15 protein-coding genes are annotated in these 21,800 nt (G+C 64.9%); 11 read left to right on the top strand and 4 right to left on the bottom strand.

The window, feature by feature from the left end; genetic code table 11:
* Positions 1–4 precede the first annotated feature (4 nt).
* From lnt to pepF, 3 genes are all read left to right on the top strand, one after another.
* On the top strand, positions 5–1,654 hold the full coding sequence (gene lnt / locus ACYPYD_RS00650) for an apolipoprotein N-acyltransferase (RefSeq protein WP_459661695.1): 1,650 nt from the start codon (positions 5–7) through the stop codon (positions 1,652–1,654).
* Positions 1,655–1,698: 44 nt separating this feature from the next.
* The gene (metK, locus tag ACYPYD_RS00645; protein WP_069708506.1) at positions 1,699–2,913 is read left to right on the top strand and encodes a methionine adenosyltransferase; all 1,215 of its coding nucleotides are present in this window, start codon (positions 1,699–1,701) and stop codon (positions 2,911–2,913) included.
* 284 nt (positions 2,914–3,197) lie between these two features.
* Complete coding sequence (gene pepF, locus ACYPYD_RS00640) at positions 3,198–5,069, top strand: oligoendopeptidase F (protein WP_069708505.1); 1,872 nt, start codon at positions 3,198–3,200, stop codon at positions 5,067–5,069.
* Positions 5,070–5,079: 10 nt separating this feature from the next.
* On the opposite strand, the gene ACYPYD_RS00635 is transcribed toward pepF, so the two are convergent.
* Both ACYPYD_RS00635 and ACYPYD_RS00630 read right to left on the bottom strand, forming a co-directional pair.
* Positions 5,080–5,970, bottom strand: coding sequence for a fumarylacetoacetate hydrolase family protein (locus ACYPYD_RS00635; RefSeq protein WP_069708504.1), 891 nt, complete (start codon positions 5,968–5,970; stop codon positions 5,080–5,082).
* Between the two features lie 136 nt (positions 5,971–6,106).
* On the bottom strand, positions 6,107–7,288 hold the full coding sequence (locus ACYPYD_RS00630) for a capsular biosynthesis protein (protein WP_156799860.1): 1,182 nt from the start codon (positions 7,286–7,288) through the stop codon (positions 6,107–6,109).
* Positions 7,289–7,637: 349 nt separating this feature from the next.
* Here ACYPYD_RS00630 and ACYPYD_RS00625 point away from each other — a divergent pair, with 349 nt between their 5' ends.
* A complete protein-coding gene (locus tag ACYPYD_RS00625; RefSeq protein WP_231957995.1) occupies positions 7,638–9,131 on the top strand; it encodes an LTA synthase family protein in 1,494 nt (497 codons plus the stop codon).
* Here ACYPYD_RS00625 and ACYPYD_RS00620 read toward each other — a convergent pair.
* Positions 9,109–9,897: an SDR family NAD(P)-dependent oxidoreductase gene (locus tag ACYPYD_RS00620; RefSeq protein WP_459661694.1), complete on the bottom strand. Its 789-nt coding sequence runs from the start codon at positions 9,895–9,897 to the stop codon at positions 9,109–9,111. The two genes, ACYPYD_RS00625 and ACYPYD_RS00620, sit on opposite strands and share 23 nt — an antisense overlap.
* Positions 9,898–10,108: 211 nt before the next feature.
* Here ACYPYD_RS00620 and ACYPYD_RS00615 point away from each other — a divergent pair, with 211 nt between their 5' ends.
* The 7 genes from ACYPYD_RS00615 to ACYPYD_RS00585 all read left to right on the top strand — a co-directional run bounded on the left by ACYPYD_RS00615 (position 10,109) and on the right by ACYPYD_RS00585 (position 20,842).
* A complete protein-coding gene (locus ACYPYD_RS00615) occupies positions 10,109–10,651 on the top strand; it encodes a sterol desaturase family protein (protein WP_459661693.1) in 543 nt (180 codons plus the stop codon).
* A 10-nt stretch (positions 10,652–10,661) separates the two neighbouring features.
* Positions 10,662–11,435, top strand: coding sequence for an aspartyl/asparaginyl beta-hydroxylase domain-containing protein (locus ACYPYD_RS00610; RefSeq protein WP_069708500.1), 774 nt, complete (start codon positions 10,662–10,664; stop codon positions 11,433–11,435).
* 711 nt (positions 11,436–12,146) lie between these two features.
* Complete coding sequence (locus ACYPYD_RS00605; protein WP_156799859.1) at positions 12,147–14,255, top strand: glycosyltransferase; 2,109 nt, start codon at positions 12,147–12,149, stop codon at positions 14,253–14,255.
* 2 nt (positions 14,256–14,257) lie between these two features.
* Positions 14,258–17,323, top strand: coding sequence for a glycosyltransferase (locus ACYPYD_RS00600; RefSeq protein WP_459661692.1), 3,066 nt, complete (start codon positions 14,258–14,260; stop codon positions 17,321–17,323).
* Positions 17,324–17,353: 30 nt separating this feature from the next.
* Complete coding sequence (locus ACYPYD_RS00595) at positions 17,354–18,409, top strand: GHMP family kinase ATP-binding protein (RefSeq protein WP_069708496.1); 1,056 nt, start codon at positions 17,354–17,356, stop codon at positions 18,407–18,409.
* Between the two features lie 34 nt (positions 18,410–18,443).
* Positions 18,444–19,685 carry an HAD-IIIA family hydrolase gene (locus ACYPYD_RS00590; protein WP_069708495.1) on the top strand — a complete coding sequence of 414 codons (1,242 nt, stop codon included), beginning with the start codon at positions 18,444–18,446 and terminating at the stop codon, positions 19,683–19,685.
* Entirely contained in the window at positions 19,682–20,842 is a 1,161-nt protein-coding gene (locus tag ACYPYD_RS00585) for an AGE family epimerase/isomerase (protein ID WP_459661691.1), read from the top strand. Before ACYPYD_RS00590 ends, ACYPYD_RS00585 begins: the two co-directional genes overlap by 4 nt.
* Positions 20,843–20,893: 51 nt before the next feature.
* Here ACYPYD_RS00585 and ACYPYD_RS00580 read toward each other — a convergent pair whose 3' ends face one another.
* The gene (locus ACYPYD_RS00580; protein ID WP_069708493.1) at positions 20,894–21,643 is read right to left on the bottom strand and encodes a class I SAM-dependent methyltransferase; all 750 of its coding nucleotides are present in this window, start codon (positions 21,641–21,643) and stop codon (positions 20,894–20,896) included.
* Between the last annotated feature and the right edge of the window lie 157 nt (positions 21,644–21,800).

Raw genomic sequence — 21,800 nt, 5'->3', positions numbered from 1 at the left:
GCCCATGGCGATGCAGTCCGACCGGTACGCTTCGCCCTTCCTCAGAACCCTTGCCCTGGCCGTGCCCCCGCGGCCGGGTGGGCGCGCGCTGGCGGCCATGGCCGCCGGCGTTCTCGCGGCCTGCGGCTTCCAGCCCCTTGCGCTCTGGCCGCTGACCCTGATCGCCGTCGCCTGGCTGCTCGAACTGGTGGTTCGGGCAAGGACGGGGCGGCAGGTCTTCCTGCTCGGCTGGTGCTTCGGGCTCGGCCACTTCTCCCTCGGCAACAACTGGATCGCGACCGCCTTCACTTATCAGGCGAACATGCCCGCATGGCTGGGGATGATCGCCGTGGTACTGCTGGCGCTCTACCTCGCCCTTTTCCCGGCGGTGGCGGTGCTGGCTGGCTGGCTGGTGGCACGGCCTGACCGCCGCGAAGGTTCGCGCGGTTTCGCCGCGTTCGCTATCGCTTTCGCCGCAACCTGGATCGTGACGGAGTGGATCCGCGCGTGGCTGTTCACCGGCTTTGCTTGGAACCCGCTGGGTATCGCGCTGCTGGGCGGGTTCGAGAGCCGGGGGCTCGGTATTCTGGCGCCGTGGATCGGGACGTATGGCCTCTCAGGCGTGCTGGTGCTGCTGTCCGGCGTACCCGGCATCATGGCCCGGCTGCCCTCCGGCAAGGTGCTTGCGCCCACCGCCGTCGCGGTGCTGGCGGGCGGGCTTGGTTTCGCCATGCATGCGCCCCCTCCGGCTCCGCAGCCCGGCCCTGTGCGCTACACGCTGGTCCAGCCCGACATCCGGCAGGAGTTCATCGACGACCCGCGCTATTTCGAACGCAATTTCCAGCGCCTCGCGTTGCTGTCGCTGCCGCGCGCGCCGGGGGACCGGCGGGCGGTGTTCTGGCCCGAATCCGGGCTCGGCGATTTCCTGCGCGACGGCTATCCGAGCTATCTCTACCGCATCTATACGTATGCCGGTGATCCGGAGATCGCCCGACGCCGCCTCGGCCGTGTCGTCGGGCCTTACGGACTGCTGATGACCGGCGCCGTCGATCTCGTCATGGAGGGCGAGGAGGAGAAGGCGGCGCGCAATTCGGTGACCGCGATCGATGGAAACGGGGCGATCCTGGCAGGTTATTCCAAGGCCCACCTCGTGCCTTTTGGCGAGTATCTGCCGATGCGCTCTCTGCTCGGGCCGATCGGGCTCAGCCGTCTGGTCGCGGGGCAACTCGACTTCCTGCCGGGACCGGGGCCGCGCACCGTCGACTTCGGCGCCTATGGCAAGGCCGGAATCCAGATCTGCTACGAGATCGTCTTCAGCGGCGAGGTCGTCGATCCTGCCAACCGGCCCGACTACATCTTCAACCCCTCGAACGACGGCTGGTTCGGCGCCTGGGGACCGCCCCAGCATCTCGCGCAGGCGAGGCTGCGCGCGATCGAGGAGGGGCTGCCGGTGCTGCGCTCGACCACTACGGGAATCAGTGCGGTGATCGATGCCGACGGGATCGTGCGAGCCTTTGTGCCGCGCCACCAGGCGGGTCGTCTCGACGGGCTGATCCCGCAGGCCCATGAGCCGACGCTCTTTGCCCGGCTGGGCAACGTTCTTCCGCTCGCGCTTGCCGCACTGCTGATGGCGGTTGCGCTTTGCGTGGTTGCACTCGGGCGCCGTCGGGTCTAGACCGCGCACTCACATAAAGCTTCCTTTATATCCCAAGGGATCACATGCGCAGCAACTACGTCTTCACGTCCGAGAGCGTTTCCGAAGGCCATCCGGACAAGGTTTCCGACCAGATTTCCGACGCCATCGTCGATCTGTTCCTGTCGAAGGATCCCGAAGCGCGCGTCGCGTGCGAGACGTTGACGACCACCCAACTCGTCGTCCTTGCCGGCGAAATCCGCTGCAAGGGTATCTTCGAGAACGGTGAGTGGGCCGAAGGCGCGCTCGAGGAAATCGAGAAGACCGTGCGCGCCGTCGTCAAGAAGATCGGCTATGCGCAGGACGGTTTCCACTGGGAAACCTTCGAGTTCATCAACCGCCTGCATGCCCAGTCCGCGCACATCGCGCAGGGCGTCGACGCGGCGGGCAACAAGGATGAAGGCGCGGGCGACCAGGGCATCATGTTCGGTTTCGCCTGCGACGAAACGCCCGACCTGATGCCGGCGACGCTCGATTACAGCCACAAGATCCTGCACAAGCTGGCCGAAGACCGCCACTCGGGCGCCGCGCCGTTCCTTGAGCCGGACGCCAAGAGCCAGGTCACCCTGCGCTTCGAGAACGGCGTGCCGGTGGAGGCCACCGCCGTCGTCGTCTCGACCCAGCATGCGCCGGGCTACGACAAGGGCGAACAGGAAGCCGAACTCAAGTCCTACGTGAAGACGGTCGTGACCGAGCTGCTTCCCGAGGGCTTCGTCACCGACAAGACGGTCTTCCACATCAACCCGACCGGTTCGTTCGAGATCGGCGGCCCTGACGGCGACGCGGGCCTCACCGGCCGCAAGATCATCGTCGACACGTACGGCGGTGCCTCGCCGCACGGCGGCGGTGCGTTCTCGGGCAAGGACCCGACGAAGGTGGACCGCTCGGCCGCCTACGTGACGCGCTATCTGGCGAAGAACGTGGTCGCTGCGGGTCTTGCCACGCGCTGCACCATCCAGGTGTCCTACGCGATCGGCGTGTCCGCGCCGCTCTCGCTCTACGTCGATACCCATGGCACCGGCAGCGTCGATGACGCCGTGCTGGAAGCCGCGATCGCCAAGGTCTCGGCCGAGAAGCTGGGCGGACTGACCCCCCGCGGCATCCGCGTCGGCCTCGGCCTCAACAAGCCGATCTACGGCCCGACCGCGGCCTATGGCCACTTCGGCCGCCAGCCCGAGGGCGACCTGTTCCCCTGGGAGCGCACCGATCTCGCCGATGAGCTGAAGGCCGCGCTGGCCTGATCTGGAGGGTGCCGCATTCTCGTGCGGTGCCCCATATTCTTCCAGTCATTCCCGCGAAGGCGGGAACCCATCTCCTGAATTTTCGTGTTGCACGATCATCAGATGGGTCCTTGCCTTCGCGGGGATGACGGAGGAAGAAGAAGTGGTCATACGGCCCCTTCGACCAACCGCCGATGCCGTTCGATCGGCATCGGCGTTTCTCTTGCAACGATACGCCAAGGCGATACCTTCGGCCGATCGACCCCACGCGCTTTTCCGGGCGCAGGGATGCAAGGGACACATCCATGATCGAAACCGACCGTCGCGGCGCTATCGGCCTTGCCGCCGCGCTTCCTCTCGCCTCGGCGCTGCCCTCGATGCTGGCGGGCACGGCCCATGCCGCCGATGCAGCCGCCGCGCAGTGGGACCTTACCGACCTCTATCCCGGCCTCGACGCCTGGGATGCCGCGCGCAAGCAAGTCGCCGCCGCGCTGCCGCGCCTTGCGGCCTACAAGGACAGCTTCGGCACCGACGCGCCATCCATGCTCAAGGCGCTGGAGGATATCTCCGAGGTCTCGAAGACCTTCGCCCGCGTCTATGTCTACGCCTCGCTGAAGGCGGACGAGGACGTGCGCGTTTCCGCCAACCAGGAGCGCAACGCGCAGGTCATGGACCTCTACGCCGCCTTCGGCGAGGCGACCGCGTGGACGGCGCCTGAAACGCTCAAGCTGGGCAAGGACAAGGTCGAGAGCTTCATCGCCGCCGACAGGGCGCTTGCCAACCGCTTCGCCTTCGGCCTGCGCAAGACCCTGCGCGACGCCGAGCATACGCTCGATGCGAAAGGCGAGGCGCTGCTGGCGGCGGTGTCCTCGCCGCTCTCCGGCCCGCAGACGATCCGCGAGCAGTTGTTCTCCTCCGACATTCCCTGGCCCGAGGTGGCGCTGTCGGACGGGCGCAAGACGACGCTCGACGCGCAGGGCTACACGCTGACCCGTGATGCCCCTAATCGCGCGGACCGCAAGACAGTGATGGACGGCTTCTTTGGTCAGATGGGCAAGTTCGAAAGCTCGCTGGGCGCGGCGATGGCGGCCAAGCTCAAGGGCGACGTGTTCGAGGCCCGCGCCCGCAGCTACAAGAGCTGCCTTGCCATGGCGCTGGCGCCCGGAGCGGTGCCCGAGGGCGTCTACCGCACGCTGGTGGCCGAGACGAACGCCGGTCTGCCGCAGCTTCACCGCTCGTTCGAGCTGCGTCGCAAAATGCTGAAGCTGCCGGACATGCACTATTACGACATCTACCCGCCGTTGGTCAGCATGGAGCGCAAGTTCACCCTGACCGACATGCGCAACATCACCCTGAAGGCCGTCGAGCCGCTGGGCCCCGACTACGTCAAGCGCCTCGGCGCGGCGACGGCGGCGAAGTGGATGGATCCGCTCCCGCGTCCCGGCAAGCGCCCCGGCGCATACATGAACGGCTCGGCCTACGGTGTGCACCCATACCTGCTGCTCAACCTCGGCGAGAACTACGAGGGGCTGTCCACTTACGCGCATGAATGGGGCCATGCGATGCACTCGCTGCTGGCCGATTCGGTGCAGCCCTACGAGCTGTCCGACTACCCGATCTTCACCGCCGAGATCGCCTCCACCTGCAACGAGGTGCTGCTGACCGAGTACATGCTGGGGCAGGCGAAGACGAAGGAAGAGAAGATCTACTACCTCGGCATGCGGCTGGAAGGGATGCGCGGCACCTTCTTCCGGCAGGCTATGTTCGCCGAGTTCGAGCTGAAGATGCACGAGATGGCGGAGGCCGGGGAGGGGCTGTCGGGCGAGAGTCTGACGCGCGTGTATCTCGACCTGCTGACGCGCTATCACGGCCCGAACTTCGTGATCGACGCGCCCTACGCGATCGAGTGGGCCTATATCCCGCACTTCTACAGCACGTTCTACGTCTACCAGTACGCCACCTCGATCTCGGCGGGGACGTGGTTCGCGCATTCGATCCTGAACGGCGGCAAGGCGGAGCGCGAGCGTTACCTCGACGTGCTGCGCGCAGGCGGTTCGGCCGATCCGGTCGATATCCTGAAGAAGGCCGGGCTCGATATGACCGCGCCCGATCCGTATCGCGGGCTGGTGGCGGACTTCAAGGCGACGATTGACGAGATCGAGACGCTGATGGCGTGACGGGGAGGCGTCAGGGCACCATTCCGTCGAGTGGTGTCCTGCGCCCCGGCCCGCCAGTGACCGCAACGGTCATCGCACCGAGCCCTTCCGCCCAGGCGTGCATGGTGTCTTCCGGCACCACCGGCCCGACCGAGCGCGGCGGCGTGCCGGAGAAGATCACGTCGCCCGGATGCAGGGTCATCACCGAGGCGGCATGTTCGACGAGGTCGGCGATGCCAAGGACGAGGCGGCGGGTATTGTCCACCTGCCGGTCCTCGCCATTGACGGTGAGGCGAAAGTCGAGGGCATCGGGATCGGCGATCTCGTCGCGGGTGGTGAGCCATGGCCCCATGACGCCATATGTGTCGAAGCTCTTGCCGAAGCTGGGAAACTCGCTGCCCTGCATCGTCATGTCGAGGCCGATGCAATAGCCCGCGACATGCTCCAGCGCCTTGGCGGCGGGGATTTCGGTGCCCTGCTTGCCGATGACGATGGCGATTTCCATCTCGTAGAAGGTCGTGCGCTCGGGCCAGCGCAGGGTCACCCCGTCGGCAGGCCCGGCAGCCGCGCTGGTCATCTTGAACAGCAGGCCGAGGCGGCGCGGGTGCCCGCCGGCGGCCAGGACCTCTTCGAAGTTGCCCGCCCCGCAGACGAACTTGCCGGGGTTGGCGACCGGGTTCCTGAGCAGGACTGTGTCAAGCGGCTGGCCCTCGACGCTGTCGGCAAGCGCCTCCATCTGCGGGCGCAGCGTGTCCAGATGCGCGATGAACTGGTCGCCGGGCGGGAAGGGCCAGCGAAGCGGTGGCAGTGCGTCGGTGATCGCACTGACGTCATGAACCCGCGTCCCGCGCACGACGCCGAGGCGGATCGGTTCGGCGCCGTTGGGATCGTCGCACCGTAGCCGATAGCGGCAGATTTTCATCGTTCCCTTTCTCTGCTGTCCATCCGGTGGGACAATGGCGTGAAGGGAAACGCGGGCAATCACCAGGAGTCCGGCAAGCCATCGAGATCGTCCGGAAAGGTTCCGGATAGTGATACCGATGGCAGCCGCTCCTGAACTATTCCGGCGCGATCGGATGCCCTTCGAGCCTTGCCACGGCATGCCGTACGACCTTGTCCAAGGCTTCTTCGGAGAAGAAACCGCCGGGGATCAGGCATCGTTCGATCAGCACGCGGCGGAACGCGCCGAAAGTCTCGGGGTCAGGGGGAACCGGATCGGTCCAGAAGGCGTCGAGGCCGCTCTGGCAGGTGATCTGGGCAATGTCGTAGACCGCATGGCCCAGTACCACCACCGGCACTCCGGCGGCCAGCGCGAACGTGCCGCTGGTGCTGTTGATCGTAACCACCCCGCACGCGCCGCGCGTTACCGGCACGATATCGCCCGTGGCGAGATAATCGACGCGGTCCTCCACCCCGAAGCGCTTGGCGAGGTCGCTCGTCTCCTGTCGCCAGTCGCGCACGCCGTTGTCGAGCGGGTGCTCCTTGACCACCAGGCGCGTGTCGCTCGGTGCATGGGCGGCGAACGAGGCGATCACCTGATGGATGGCGGGCAGGATCCCGGCGAAGGGCGAGTGCAGGCGGATCTGCGCATCGGAATCAAGCTGCAGCGGGAACAGGTAGTAAGGAGCGCCCGAATGCGCGAGCCTCTCCATCAGGTCGGCGGACGAAGCCTCGCGCTCCTTGCGGCGACGCAGCTTGCGCCACCAGCCCATGCCCTCGACCACGGGGTGCCATGGGCGATGGTTGCTCCAGCCCGGGTAATGCCAGCGGGTGAGCACGTCGGCGGCATTGTAGGCGAGCCCTTCCAGCGCGCGGCGCCGGAACGAGGACGGGACTTGCGCATGGGGCGGGACCGGAGGCAGGGATGCCGCGGTTTCGCGATACCAGGCCGGGTCGCGGGGCAGCTGCGAATGGCCGTTGACCCCGCCCAGTTCCAGCGTGACCCAGTCAGGCCGGATATAGCCTTCCTCGAAGACGTGGACCGGGACGCTCAGGTCCCGGGCAATCCGGATCGCAGGCATGTGATGGTCGCGGCAGTCGCCGAACAGGACGACGTCGGTGACCCCCTTGTCTTGCAGCAGCCGCGCGAAGAAGGCGGGCCATTCCTCCAGCGTGCCGCGATACTCGATACCGCCCGGCAGCCGCCAGAACGCCCGGTCGCCACCGTTGAAGTTGACCTTGTGGACGGTATGGCCGGCGCGCATCAGTTCCTGTCCCAGGCGGCGGAACAAGGGCCCCATCAGGCCTTGCAGCAGGAGTACCGTGCGGGAACCGGACGCGGTAACCGGAGGAGGGGAAAGGTGCGGCATCCGGGAAAAAAAGCTCCGAGGAATGGGTCATGTGCGCGGCTTGGCTTGTCCGGCTCAGCCTCCTTTGCCGCGTTTGGCCAAGGCGTTAATGCGCCCGGCGTTCGGCGGCAAGCCTGCCCGGGCCGTCGCTGATGTAGACGGAGACGTATGCGCGCGCCCTTGGAACATCACGGGGAACATCGTGAAGGTGAGGGCCTTTCCTCGTCAGGGCCGGGCCGCTATCACGCCTTTCTCCGCCCGCAGGCCGCTTCGCCCGCAGGCCTCACGACACGGCAGGACGGTGACGACAGGTATCGCGACATTCGCCCTCACGCTGCTCGGCACCTGGGCCGGATCGGCCGTGCTCGACGGGCTCGTGCGGCCGCGCGGGATCAGGCGCGTGCGGGGGCTGTGGCTGCTCGCCTGCATGGCGGGCGCGCTCCACGGGCTGTTCCTGATGCTCTGCGGGAACGCCGTGGTGGCCATGGCGCTGGCGCTCGCGGTCCAGGCGCTGCTGGTTCTCGCCTCCAATGCCAAGCACGCGATGCTGGGCGAGCCGCTGCTGTTTTCCGATCTTGCGCTGGTGGGTGCGGTGTTCCGCCATCCACAGTTTTATCTTTCGGCTGTGCGCCTGTGGCAGCGGGTGGCGGCGGCGCTGGTGGCGGCGGTGCTGCTGGGTGTGGTCGGCTGGCTCTCTCGCGCCGATCCGGAGGCGCATCTCACGGGGCTGCTGCTGCTGGCGGCGGCGCTGGCCGCCCTCGCGCTTTCGCTGCCGCGTTCGCCGCGCAGCACCGTGGCGAGAGTGCCCGAGGTCGAAGCGGACACTGGGCGCCTCGGTTTGCTGCCCGCCGTGCTACTTTACTGGCGGCGCTGGCGGGCGCAGCCCGACCCGGCGCCGTGTCCGCAGCCGCATCGTCGGTCTCCGACCGATGCGGCCGAACTTGTCGTCGTCATCCAGTGCGAGAGCTTCGCCGATCCCACCGAGCTGTTCGGCGATCCGGCGCTGGTGCTGCCCGGGCTGCGGGCAGCGCGGGCTCACGCTATGCAGTGGGGGAACCTCAACGTCAGCGGTTTCGGCGCCTACACCATGCGGACCGAATACGGCGTGCTGTTCGGGCGGGACGAGGCGGCGCTGGGCTTCCGGCTCTACGACCCGTTCCTGACCGCGAGCGCGGAGGGGACATACGCGTTGCCCTCGCGCCTGCCGGGGTGGCGGGCGCTGTTCGTCCACCCGCACGACATGCGCTTCTACGGGCGCGACGCGATCATGCCGGCGGGGGGTTTTGCCGAACTGGTGGGCGAGGATCATTTCGCGCCTCCGGGGCCGGGTGAGGGGCGCTACGTCACCGACGCGGCGATGACCGAGGTTATCCTGGCCCGGGCGAAGGCCGCCACGCAGCCGAGCCTCATCTATGCGGTCACGATCGAGAATCACGGCCCCTGGGCGCCCGACGCCCGTGGCGGCGGCAGCCCCGATCTGGTCGCGGGCTACATGCGGCTGGTGCGCTGCGGCGATGCCATGCTGGAAGCGCTGACCGCCGGCCTCGCCGCGCTTGGCCGTCCTGCGCTGCTGGTGTTCTTCGGCGATCACCGGCCGAGCATTCCGGGCGCGTCGGTGCCGGGCGGACCGCGGCATACCCCCTACGTCATGGTCCGCATGGACGCTCAGGGCCAGGTCATGCCCGGCGACAACCGCCGCATCGACCTCTCTCCGGCACAGCTGCACCATGCAGTGCTCGATACCGTGCTGGGACCTGTAGCCTCGCCGGAAGTCAGCCCCTCCCGGGAGGCGTGAGCCCGGCCAGCACCCGGTCTCGCAGGGGACGCGGGAGCAGGCGGTCGAACCAGTGCAGCACGGTGAAGGGCCAGGGCAGCACGAGGTGCGCCTTGCCCGCAGCGGCTGCGCGCGCGATCCTGGCCGCGACCGCGTCGGGTGCCATCAGCATCGGCTTGGGGCCAGGCACCTTGCGGCCTGCCGCCGTGTCGATGAACCCCGGCGAGACGAGCGTGACGCTGACCCCATACGGCCTTGCGGCAAGCCGCAGCGCGTCGGCGAACCGCGCGAGGCCCGCCTTGGTGCCCGAATAGGCCGCCGCGAACGGCAGGGCGTGAAATGCCGCCGCGCTGCCGACGAGGACGATGCGGCCATGTCCTCGCGCCGTCATTCGTTCGGCGATCGCGGCCGCCATGGCGGCGGGGGCGGTGAAGTTGACGATGCCCAGATGCGCAACCATCGCGGCATCCTCGATGCGGGCATCCGCTGCGCGGACGTCACCCCGGCCCGAACAGAAAAGCACCATATCGAAGGCATCTGCGGCGTCCTCCTCTCGCAATGCGGCGAGAGCGGCCGGGACGTCGGCAATGTCGAGACTGCGGATCAGGACTTGCGCTCCTGCCGCCCGACAGGTCTTTGCGATCGTTTCGAGGCGCGCCGGGTCCCGCCCCCAGAGGCTCAATCGCGCGCCGGGCGCAGCGTAAAACCGCGCCACCGCGCCGCCCAGACCGCCCGATGCCCCGGTGACGAGGATGCGAATCGATTCGCCGCCAAGGCTATTGGCCAACGCCTCCGTCATTGCTGGAGCGCCATGCGCGATACTCGTCCAATTCTTGCCATATGTTCACCGCGTCTGGAGGCGTTTCGACTTGACAGCTAAACCCTCCTACTGTCCAGCATCGGAGCCAATGCTAACTCCGGTTTCCAGTCCGTCACGCATCCGGCTGTTCAAAAGTGAACGCCTGGAAAGTCTTACGCTCATCTCGCCGCGAACCTTCGTGTTGAGCTGGTCGGTGATGCTGCCGCTGATCGCGCTGGTCGGGTGGCAGGGTGCCGGGCGCCATGGCCCTGAGCCGTTAGCTACCGCAGGATTGATCGCGGCGGGCCTGTTCGTGTGGACGCTGTTCGAATACGCGATGCATCGCTGGCTGTTCCACTGGGAATCCGACGTGCCGATGGTGCGCTGGTTCGTCTACCTGATCCACGGCAACCACCACGCCAGCCCCAACGATCCCCTGCGCGGCCTGATGCCCCTGCCGGTGAGCGTGTCGGTGGGCTCGCTCATCTGGCTGGCCTGCCTCGCGCTGATGGGGGCGAAGGGAACCTGGCTGCTGCTGGGGTTCATGACCGGCTACGTGCTGTACGACGCGGTGCATTTCGCCTGCCACCAGTGGCAGATGCGCGGCCGCATCGGCCGTATGTTCAAGCGCCACCACATGCGCCACCACTACGTGGGCGAGGACGGCAACTTCGCCATCTCCGCGCTGTTCTGGGACCGGATCTTTGGATCGCGGATTCGCTCGCTCAAGCGGGAAGCCTAGGACGCTGCGCGTGACCAAGTGGCAGCAGACCCTCAATTCGCGGGGCTGGAAAGTGCCCTTCCTGGGCAAGTCGCTTTTCCAGATCGGCAAGGAACTGCGCCCGAAGATCGACGCGGTGATCATGCGCAATTCGCTGATCCCCGACGCTGCAGTGCAGGACAAGGCATTCTTCCCGTGGATCGCCGAACTGGAGCGCAACTGGCAGGCGATCCGCGACGAGGCGACACGCATCCGGGCCGAGGATATTCCCTCGCTCGGCGACATTTCCTTCGACCACGGCCGCATCGCCGCCGACCGGCGGTGGCGGGCGTTCTTCCTTAAGGGCTACGGCTACCGCATGCCGGCCAATGCCGCCCGCGCACCGGTGACGGCGGCGCTGATCGAGAAAGTGCCGGGCCTCGTCACCGCCAATTTCTCGGTGATGGAAGCGGGCGGGCATATCCCGCGCCACTGGGGCATGACCAAGGGCATGCTGACCTACCACCTCGCGCTCAAGGCTCCGCGTGAGGCGCAGAAGTGCCGCATGCATATCGAGGAGGGGGAGACCCTCCACGTCATGCACTGGGAGGATGGCCGGTCGTTCCTGTTCGACGACATGTTCAACCATGAAGTCTGGAACGAGAGCGAGGACGATCGCTACATCCTGCTCATCCAGATCAAGCGCCCGTGCCGTTTCTGGGGCAATCTGATCCAGAACGCGTTTCTCGGCGCGGTGCGCCATTCGCGCTTTGTAAAGGACATCAGGAAGGCGATCGACCGGGAAGCCGCTGTCCGTAATGCCTGAAGGGCGCCCAACGGGGAAGGGGCGGTAAGCCGTCAGGATGCGACGATGCCGTTCTCCTGCGCGAGGCGTGTCGTTAATTCGGGGTGTTGGCGGAGAAGCTTCCATCTTCGCTGTCGGGTTTGGGAAGGGGGGGGCTACTTACGCTGTCGGCACGCACCGGCTCAACGGCCCGTCGCAGGGACGCCGCCTCTCGATGCCGCCGTTGGCAGGTAATTGGCCATGACCGATCATCTATTCAATCTGGAGCGGGTTACGATCTGACGCCATCATGAAAATGGTTATATATCAATTATTTACTGAATTCCCGAGTCATCGGGGATAGCAGGTCGCCTGCCTTTTGCCCGTCTCCGACAGGCGCTTTAGGTGATCTCCGATAGCAAACGGCCTAGACAGTTTCACGCCGACCTCTGCATTGCCCGCAGCGATTGAATCATCGACGCACCATCAACGCCAGCGGTAAACAGGCGCATCCACGTGTACCTTTCAGTCGTATCATAAGCTCGCCCAGCCGGAATCTTTGGTGAAAAGTCAGTTGTTGAGGTTGAAATTGTGTGGCAAGCGATCAAGCATAGTGCTGCTAAATCGGCATTCTCAATGCGGTGAAGCGATTTGTGTTTTGCAGTGTGTCGTATTTAAAGAATTTCTATATTACAATTATGTAATAGGTGAATGTAAAAGTGAAGCTGATGGAATTGCTGTGGGTTTTGCAAAATGACTGATCGTATTATTTTCGATATACGTCAGCTACAAAAACATACTGCGAAATATGGCCCGCTTGAGCGAATTTTGACAGCCATTATTAGCAATATTCCAGCTTCTGTATTGGCTGAGCGTACCGTGGAACTGTATGCGGATGCTGAGCGACCGATCCCCTTGGCAGTCGCGCATTTAGGTCTCGACATTGTCCGCTCCTTGCCGTTTCGTCGTGAAACGGTACTTGTCGTCGAGCCGGCGGGAACTGTCACCGACGTTAGCCTGCGCGAATTGGTGCAGCCTACGATCCACAGTATGGTACGAGTGCTGGCCGTTACCGATCAAGGCGTTGCCCCGCAGGGCGACGGGGTGGGTGTCAAGCAACTGCTAGAACTGCGCATGCGTCCGGCTGCGGGCGATTCTGCTGCAGGGGATGGCCTCATGGCAACGGTGGCCGTTCCTGTTGCTATAGATGCAAGCCTGCTTGCACCCTGCAACGGGTTGGACGAGGCCATACTAGAGGTGCTTTTTGCCGGTGGTCAGCCTGTCCTGATGGTCGATGGCGCGTTGGCGATGAACAAGGACATCATGCGCGGGGTGCTGGGGCTGACGAGACGTAACCCTGCACGCATTCTGGTCTGCAGCGAAAGTGCTGCCGTAGATGCGCCCGAAGTTTCCGTGCTGCGTCCCGGTCCAGCCTTGCTAGGGCGGATTGCAGCTCGGTCACTTGCGGTGCTGGTTCCCGCTGTCGGCAGATCGCAGACGTTATCGATGCCCGAAGTGCTGGGGCTCGGCGGCCGCTGCGTGGCCGTGGGGGATACCCTTCAGGTCCGCGATCTGGCTGAGCTGGCAGCTTTGCCGACCGCGGCGGCGGAGCTATCGTCTGGGTCGGACTATGCCGCATTTTGGGATCAGATGCTGATAGCAGCGTCATCGGATCCGTCAGTCAGCGTGCCCGAGAGACCCAGGATTGCACTGGTCACGCCAATCTTCCCGCAGAAAGGCGGCCCACCGCACTCCTCGCTCGATCTTGCGTTGGCACTAACGGAAATTGCGCAGCTCGACATCTGGACCGACGGCGACATGCTGCCCTCGCATCGTGCCCGCATGAACGCGGTATACCGACTGGACGCCACTTTCGAGGCGGACCGGTATGATGCGATCGTCTACGTCCTCGGCAATCATCCGATGTACCTGAAGATCTTCGACATGATGTGCGAACATGGTGGAACACTGATCCTCCATGACGCTCACATGGTCGACTTTCTCAACCACCGTTATGGACGCAAGCGGCTCGGCATGCTTCTTTCGCAGGAACATGGCGCGCCGATCGATGCATCCGATCCCGGGAAGGTCATCGGCAGGCTGGCCGAGTACGGTCGCCCCTTCCTGCGCGAGATCGTGCGGCATGCAAACCCCACGATCGTCCACAGCCCGACCTCGGCAGCGGTGCTTCACGACCTCTACGGGATCGATGCGAATTATTTTCCGGTAGCCATGCCCTATCCATTCGAGCGATCAGAACTTACCCCGGAAGCTCGCCTGCAGGCCAAGCTGGCACTGGGCATCGCGGCATTGCGGCCGTGCATCGCATCCTTCGGCGAAGTGCACATGATGAAGGGCGCGAAGCAGTGCCTGTTCGTGATGAAGGAATTGCTGGACTGGGGCATCGACTTCCAGTTCCTGTTCGTCGGCCCGGTCGACAAGTCGCTCGGCAACGAGCTGCGCGAAAGGATCGAGCAGTATGGGTTGCAGGATCATGTCGTCATCAAGGGCCCGGTGTCCGAAGCCGACTATATCCAGCACCTGAAAGCGGTCGATATCGTCCTGCAAATCCGGCAAATCCCGTTCGGGCAGGTGTCAGGTGCGCTGCTCGATGCGGTGTCGGCGGGCATGCACGGCGTCGCGTCGGAGAACCTCGCGCGGTCGATCGAGGCGCCGCCGCTGGTCCGGCGCGTCAACGACAAGGCCTCTCCCACGATCTATGCCGAACAGCTGGCCGAGATGATCGCCGCGAAAAGCTATGAGGACCGGCCCGGACCCGGCTGGGAGGATTTCACCGTAAAGCACGATTTCGGCCGCTATGCCCGCAATCTGCTGTCGATGCTGTTCGGCAAGCGGGGCTAACGATGACCGACAAGGCTTCCGCAAGCCTCGCGCAGGCGTTGATCCGTGACAAGTTCCTGATTAACTTCAATAATCTTGTGTCCAATCCGATGCGCACGGGCATCCAGCGCGTATGCTACGAATTTAGCACGCGCTGGCCATACATCGACGACACCATCGCTTTCGTGGAACTGGGCATGGACCGGATCGGGATCCTTGATCCCGACTTCTTTGAAAACGTGCGGCAACTGTTCGAGGACAACGACGATGTGTTGCGCGCCCTTTCGGGCGAGTTCGAGGATCTCGGCATCGATCCAAGTCCGGGTCGGATCGGGCTACTGTCCGCCCGCAATCGCATCATCTGCGAGATTTCCGTCGAGCAGGCGCTGGAATGCTGCCGGGCGGTCATCTCGCTGGAAGAGTCGCTGAACCTCGAATTTTTCAGCTTTGCGGCGGCGACGCGGCCGGAGAAGATTTTCAACTTGTGCCACGATTTCCTGTCGTGGACCCATTCGGAGTTCTTCTCCACCGACTGGCGTGTGGCTGACAATGTCAGCCTGTCGCTGGGGAACCGGCGCAAGTATACCCACAACATCTTCACCTCGACGACGACGCGAGATGTCTTCGTCAATCGCATCAATCGTGGTGACAGGCGTACATACCGGGTGATCGCGCCGGGTGCCGACGGTCTTGGGCGCACGTATCGCAAGACCGCGCCGGCGTCTGCGGAATTCCTGGTCGTCGGCACGCTGGAGCCACGCAAGCAGTCGCTGCACATCCTGCGGGCGTTCGAGCGGTTGCAGGCGGAGGGTCATGTTGCGCGCCTGTGTTTCGCGGGTCGGATGGGGTGGCTGGAGCCGGCTGACAAGGCCGAGTTGGAGGCGGCCTTCGAGCGATATTCGTGGCTGCGCTGGGTGGACAGCCCCTCGGACGACGAACTGCGCGATCTCATGATGCATTGCCGGGCATCGATATACATGTCGGTGGCCGAGGGGTTCGGTTCTCCGCCGGTTGAAAGCCTGGCGCTGGGCGTGCCGTGCATCGTCACGGCCGACCTGCCCAGCATCCTCGACCTTGAGCCCAACGGCCAACTGCGCGTCGAGGCTCAGGATGGCCAGGCGTTGGAGGACGCGGTGCGCCGCTTGCTGGACGACAGCGCCGTACTGGCTCTCCAGGCGGAGATCGAGACGCTGGCGCTGCCGACCTGGCAGTCTTTCGTGGACGGTATCGCAGCGCTCGTCACCGAAAAGGTGGGCGCGCCCGCGCGATCGGAAACCGACACCAGCTATCGCGCCCGCCTTGCCATTCTCGCATCGCTGTCGCTGATGGGGCAGTTCGACCGGGAAGAGCTTGTGGAGCATCTCGTTTCGGCGGCGCTGCCTGCAATCCATCAGGATGAGCTGACACGGTGGATCGTCCGGGCCGAGCGGGCCAACTGGTCGAACACCGAAGTCGCCCTGAACCTCATGGCGGCGTTTCCCGATGCCCTGCCGGCGCGCCTCGTTAACGATGCGCTGAGCGGCAATCTGGAGACGACAGCGTACATCCCGCCCAGCTTCGCGAAGGAATGGCGGTCCCGGTTCCGCCGGATCATGCAGATCGAGCCTTATCCTGCCTTCCACGAAGCCATCTACAGCGACCTGCTGTTCCGCAATCCCGGGACCGGCGAGTTGGACGCGCACATGCCCCTCGACGAGCGCGGGACGCTGCGCACGGCACACTTGCGGGGCGCGGTGCAGAGCGAGGAATATCGCTCGCGTTTGGAAGCGGGCCTCCGCCACAGGCTGCCCGCAGGGTATGCCGAAAAGATCTCGCTGCCTACAATCGGATGGAAGCTGCGCGTGATCGAGCAACTCGTTTCCGAAGCAGCGGTGGACCGGGCATTGCTGGTCGAAGACGACAGCGAGTTCCTCGATATCGCCAGCCTTGACCTGACCGGGCAGGTGCCCTCGCGCGCGGGGAAGGCCCAGCTTCAGGCGCTGCTCGGTGGGCGGAATGGGCGGGAACGCGTGCTGCTGCGGCTGCTGCTTTCCGAGGCGGCGTTGCGCCGCGTGAAGGATCCCCAGGCCCATCTCGAATTGATCCATATGGTGGCGCTGCGTTCCGGGCTGGCACGGCGGGAACCGGCGGGCGAGCGCACGGTAGCGGGCAAGGTCAGCGCCGTGGCGGGGCTTTCGGCCGCAAGTCTTGCGGTCGGGGTCGCGGCATTCCTCGGTCGCGAGGCAACACCGGCGGAGCTGCGTCTGGCGGACTTCGCTTCGGGTTCTGCAAAGGCTGCGAATGCGGACCTAATGGCCGCCCGCCTCGTGCTTTACGCGACCTTGCGCGGTGAAATCGTGCTGTCGCCCGCCTTCGTGGGCTGGGCTGCCAAACGTCTGGCGGGCTCACTGCAGCTGGACACGTGCATTGCCCGGCAGGGGGGAGCCGATTCTTCGCCCGAAGCTGCTTTCGTCGCTGGGTTCGGCCGTGATCCGGAGCCGCGTGAGACTGCCGCCCTGGTCGCGGCGGCGGCGCAGGGCCTCGGCTTGGCGGACATCGTCGACGCCGTGCGCATCGCTGCGCTGCGGGCTGGGCAGGTGAGCGATATCGTGCCCGAACTGGAGCATTTCGCAAAGGACCACGCGGGCCTCGTCACCCGGTTCGGACAGCTCGATACGCTGGCACATGCGTTGGATGCCGCGGCACCCGAAAAGCGCCGTCAGGCTTGGAGCCGACCCGCTCCGCAGGCGGCGCCGAACGGGCAGCATGCGCCGCAGTCGGTCGCGCAAGCCTTCGCCCACGCACCGCGTTCCGAAGGCGATATCCTGACCGTGGATCAGCTGTCGGCCCTCGACGGCGACGATTTCGTGCGCATGGCCTATCGCAAGCTGCTGCTGCGCGAAGCCGACGAAGGCGGGGTGCAGACTTACCTGAAGGCGCTTGGTGCCGGGCGCAGCAAGGCGGCGATCATCTATAGCCTGAGCGTCAGCGCAGAAGGCCGGGGCGCCGATGCAAACCTTATCGGGCTGGACGGGCTGGTGTCGCGTCAGCGTGCAATGCGGCGATGGCCGGTGCGCAAGCTGCTACAGATGGCGGGCGTTCCGCTCTGATTTTTCCCTGGATCGAAACGAGAAGATGAAATGTTCGAACGGCTGATTCACCGAAACGTGCGCGCGCGCTCGCCGTTGCGTCTGGGGTTGGGTGGGGGTGGCACCGACCTGCTGCCCTATTGCGACGACTTCGGCGGCGTAGTGCTCAATGCCACCATCGATCGCTATGCCTATGCCCACCTGGCGAGCCGCGACGACGGGCGCATCGTTTTCCGCGCCGACGATCTCGGCAGCGAGGACGAGTTGCCCGCGACGCTCGATTTCAGCATCCGCGAAGGGCTGGTACTGCACCGCGCAACTTATAAGCTGATGATGGAGCGGTACAACGACGGCAAGGCGATGCCGCTGACCATCTCCACCACGATCGACGTCCCGGCGGGATCTGGCCTCGGCGCATCCTCGGCGCTGACCGTGGCTTTGATCGAGGCGTTCGCGCTCGCGCTCAAGCTGCCGCTCGGCCCTTACGACATCGCCGAGATGGCCTATGACATCGAGCGCGTCCAGTTGGGCCTGCTCGGCGGCAAGCAGGACCAGTATGCGGCGGCGTTCGGCGGGTTCAACTTCATAGAATTCCTGAAGGGCGGCATTGGCGTCATCGTCAATCCGCTGCGCCTGCATCGCGAATACCTGAACGAATTCGAATCCTCGCTTGTGATCTGCTTCAGCGGCCAGTCGCGCGAATCCGCGCGGATCATCGAGGACCAGATCTCCGGCCTCAAGCAGATGGACGACAAAACCATCGTTTCGATGCACGAGATCAAGGAACATGCCACCCGCATGAAGACCATGCTGCTGGGCGGCAAGATCCGGCAGACGGCCGATGTGCTGCAGCAGGCATGGCTGGCCAAGAAGAACACCGCCACCACCATCTCCAACGGCACCATCGACGGCCTGCTGGACGTGGCGCTGCGCAATGGCGCGTGGGGCGGCAAGGTCTCGGGTGCGGGCGGCGGCGGCTTCATCATGCTGCTGGCCGACCCCTCGCTGCGCCATCATCTGATCGAGGCGCTGAACGATGCCGGCGGCAACGCCAGTGCCGTGCGGCTGACGTTCGAAGGCGTTGAAGCCTGGGTGGTTCCGGAATGACGTCGGCCACGGCAGGCGCGGAGGAGCACCGCTGATGGTCGATCAATGCGCGATCCTGCTGGGCGGGTTGGGCACCCGCCTGGGCAGCCTGACCCGGGAGACGCCCAAGCCGCTACTGCCGGTGGGCGGCACGCCTTTTATCGAGCTGCTCGTTCGTGAGGCGTGGCGGCAGGGCTTCCGAAAGGTGCTGCTGCTGGCGGGGTACAAGTCCGAACGGGTGTTCGCTTTCGTCGATGCCCTGCGCGCCGCGCTGCCGCCGGGGCACACCATTGACGTGGTGGTGGAGCCCGAGCCGCTGGGCACCGGGGGCGCCGTCGCCAATGCGCTGCCGGTGCTGGATGAGCGGTTCCTGCTGCTGAACGGGGATACTTGGTTCGACTGCAACTGGAACGCGCTGTGCAGCGCCGATTTCGTGGGCGAGGGGCCGGAAAATGCATCGCTGGCGGTGCGCGCGGTACCAATGGCGGACCGCTACGAGACCATCGACTTCGAAGCCGACGGGCAGGTGAGGGCGGTCGTGCCGCGCGGACAGGCGCTTGCCGCGCCGTTCTACGTCAACGGCGGCGCCTACTGCCTGTCACGCGATCATGTGCGCGGGCTGGGCGAGCGCTTCTCGATCGAAGAGGACGTGCTGCCCCGGCTGGCGGCGGCGGGCAAGCTGCGCGCGCGCGCCTTCGAGGGATACTTCCTCGACATCGGCGTGCCGGAATCGTATGACCGCAGCCAGGTCGAAGTGCCCGCGCAGCGTCGCCGGCCCGCCCTCTTCCTCGATCGCGACGGCGTGCTGAACCATGACGAGGGCTATGTCGGGACGACCGACCGCTTCCGCTGGATCGACGGCGCGATGGAGGCCGTGCGCCTCGCCAACGACCTGGGCTACTACGTTTTCATGGTCACCAATCAGGCCGGCGTCGCGCGGGGCTATTATCCGGTCGAAAACGTTACGGCGCTGTTCGACTGGATGAATGCGCAATTGCGCGCGCACGGCGCACACATCGACGACTGGCGCTTCTGCCCCTACCATCCCGATGGCACGGTAGACGAGTACAGCCGCGCTCATCCGTGGCGCAAGCCGGAGCCGGGAATGCTGCTGGACCTGATGGAGCACTGGGACATAGATGTCCCGGCGAGCCTCCTTGTCGGCGATCAGGACACCGACCTTGCCGCCGCGCGGGCCGCAGGCATCGCCGGGCACAAGTTCGCGGGCAAAAACTTACGCGATTTCGTCGCCCTCCACCTCGTCAGCCAGACGGATTGCAAGGAAGTCACGACATGAAGCAGCCTATCTTGGAACTTGAGCATGAAGCCCGCGCCTGGCTGATCGACGTGGCGGCGCCGGTATGGAGCAGCCGTGGGCGCACTGCATCCGGCTTGTTCGCCGAGCGGATGACGCTCGACGGCATTCCGAACGACGAGTATTTCCGCACGTTCGTGCAGGCGCGGCACATCTATTCGATGGTCGCGGCGGGCAGGGCGGGCTGGACCGGCCCCTGGCGTGAGTTGGTGGGCGAGACGATGCGCGTCGTCATCGCGAAGGCCAGGCGCCCTGATGGCTTCTACGTCCATCGGCTGGACCGCGACGCCGCTGTTCTCGATGGCCGGGCCGACCTCTACGATCAGGCCTTCGTCCTGTTCGCATTGGGCACTACGGGTGGGGCATTGGCCGAGGAATCGTTCTTCGACGAGGCCGAGGCGCTGCTCGACACGATCGAGGCGAACTGGACACATCCCGAGGGCGGATTCAGCGAGGGTGAGATCGTCGATCCGTCCGTGCGCCGACAGAACCCTCACATGCACTTGTTCGAGGCGTTCAGCGCGCTGCACGAAGCGAGCGGCCGTAAGCGTTTCGGCGAGGCTGCGCTGGCGGTAGCGGACCTGTGCCGGACCCGGCTGGTCGATCCGGTATCGGGCGCGCTGCTGGAACACTTCGGCGAGGACTGGACCCCCGCACCCGGCGACGAAGGCCGCATCGCCGAGCCGGGCCACTGCTTCGAATGGGCATGGCTGTTCGAGCGTCTGGCCCGTTCCGGTGCCCCGGGCGCCGTTGCCGTTTCTGATGCGATGACCGCTTTCGGCCGCCGCCACGGCATCGATGCGCAGCGTGGGGTAGCCATCAACGAAGTGCTGACCGACGGGAACGTGGTCAACGGCAAGGCCCGTCTGTGGCCCCAGACGGAGCGCCTCAAGGTGGCGGTCGTGCGCTATCACCGCACCGGAGCCGACGAAGACCTGCAGGAAGTCGCCGATGCCTGGACGGGCCTCAGCAAGTACTTCCTGCCCGAAGCGCAGCACCTGTGGCGCGACAAGATGAATGAGGACGGCAGTTTCATCGAGGAACTGGCTCCCGGCAGTTCGCTCTACCATATCTCCTGTGCGATCTGGGAAATGTGCTCGCTGCGCACCGCCGGGGAAGCGCTGGAAACAGCTTCCTGACGATGGATTAGCACCCTGGCGGCCGCGCAAGCGGCCCGCCGGGGCTGGCCGTCAAAACTCCGAGGTGGCGAGTCCGTTGCCGCGCGGTCCCTCCACCTTTTCGGCCCAGATGACGGACTCGAAACCCCAGTAGCACCATGTCCCGTCCTTGATTTCGCCGGTGCTGGCGGACAGATCCTCGTTGCCGAGGCCGAGGATCCAGTGGATGGGCGGTTGATAGCGCGTCGTCGCGTAGAGGATCTTCATCCCGTTGCCGGTCAGGATGGAGATGATCCTGCCGAAATCCGGCGGCTCCGATACATGGCCTTCATCGTCGTAGTAGTTCAGCGTGCCCGACCTGTTGGGGAAGGCGGTACTGTCCCCGGCGGGGAAGGAGACGTAGGCTTTCCCGCCGACTTTTAGCGACCGGGCAAGCGCCTCGGTCGTGCCGTAACGATCTTCGCAATGCTCGATATTGTGCGAGGATATCACCGCATCGATGCTGTTTTCGTAGAGTTCAATCGCACTGCGGAAATTCGCTGACCTTACGATCATGTATTCGTCCGCAAATCGTTCGGACGACTGATTGTAATTTTCCACATCGATCCCGATGTAGTGGCACTCGGGAATAACATCCTTCGTGAATTTCGGTGAGTTGTTACCGCAGCCCAGATCGAGAACGCGGCTCGTAGGGTCGATGGAGCGCAGGAACGCGATCTTCCCCCATTCAGGATTGGGAGACCCGTCCGCTAGCAGGGAATACAAGTAATCAGCAATGAGCCTAGAAGCATCTTCCTTGTTCTCGAGAGGTATGTTGATCATATATTCACCGCCTGCCGGACATATGAATTCGAGATAGCATGACGGAGCGATGCCGACGTCGATCTTTATATAGGCGGTATAATCAAGGAAATTACTTGTTATGGCAATTATGTATTTATAAATAATCGCTTCCGGCGGGTCGCCCGGGCGGCCGCGC

The sequence above is a fragment of the Novosphingobium sp. 11B genome (assembly GCF_054589055.1).
This window is presented reverse-complemented; position numbering and strand designations above follow the sequence as displayed.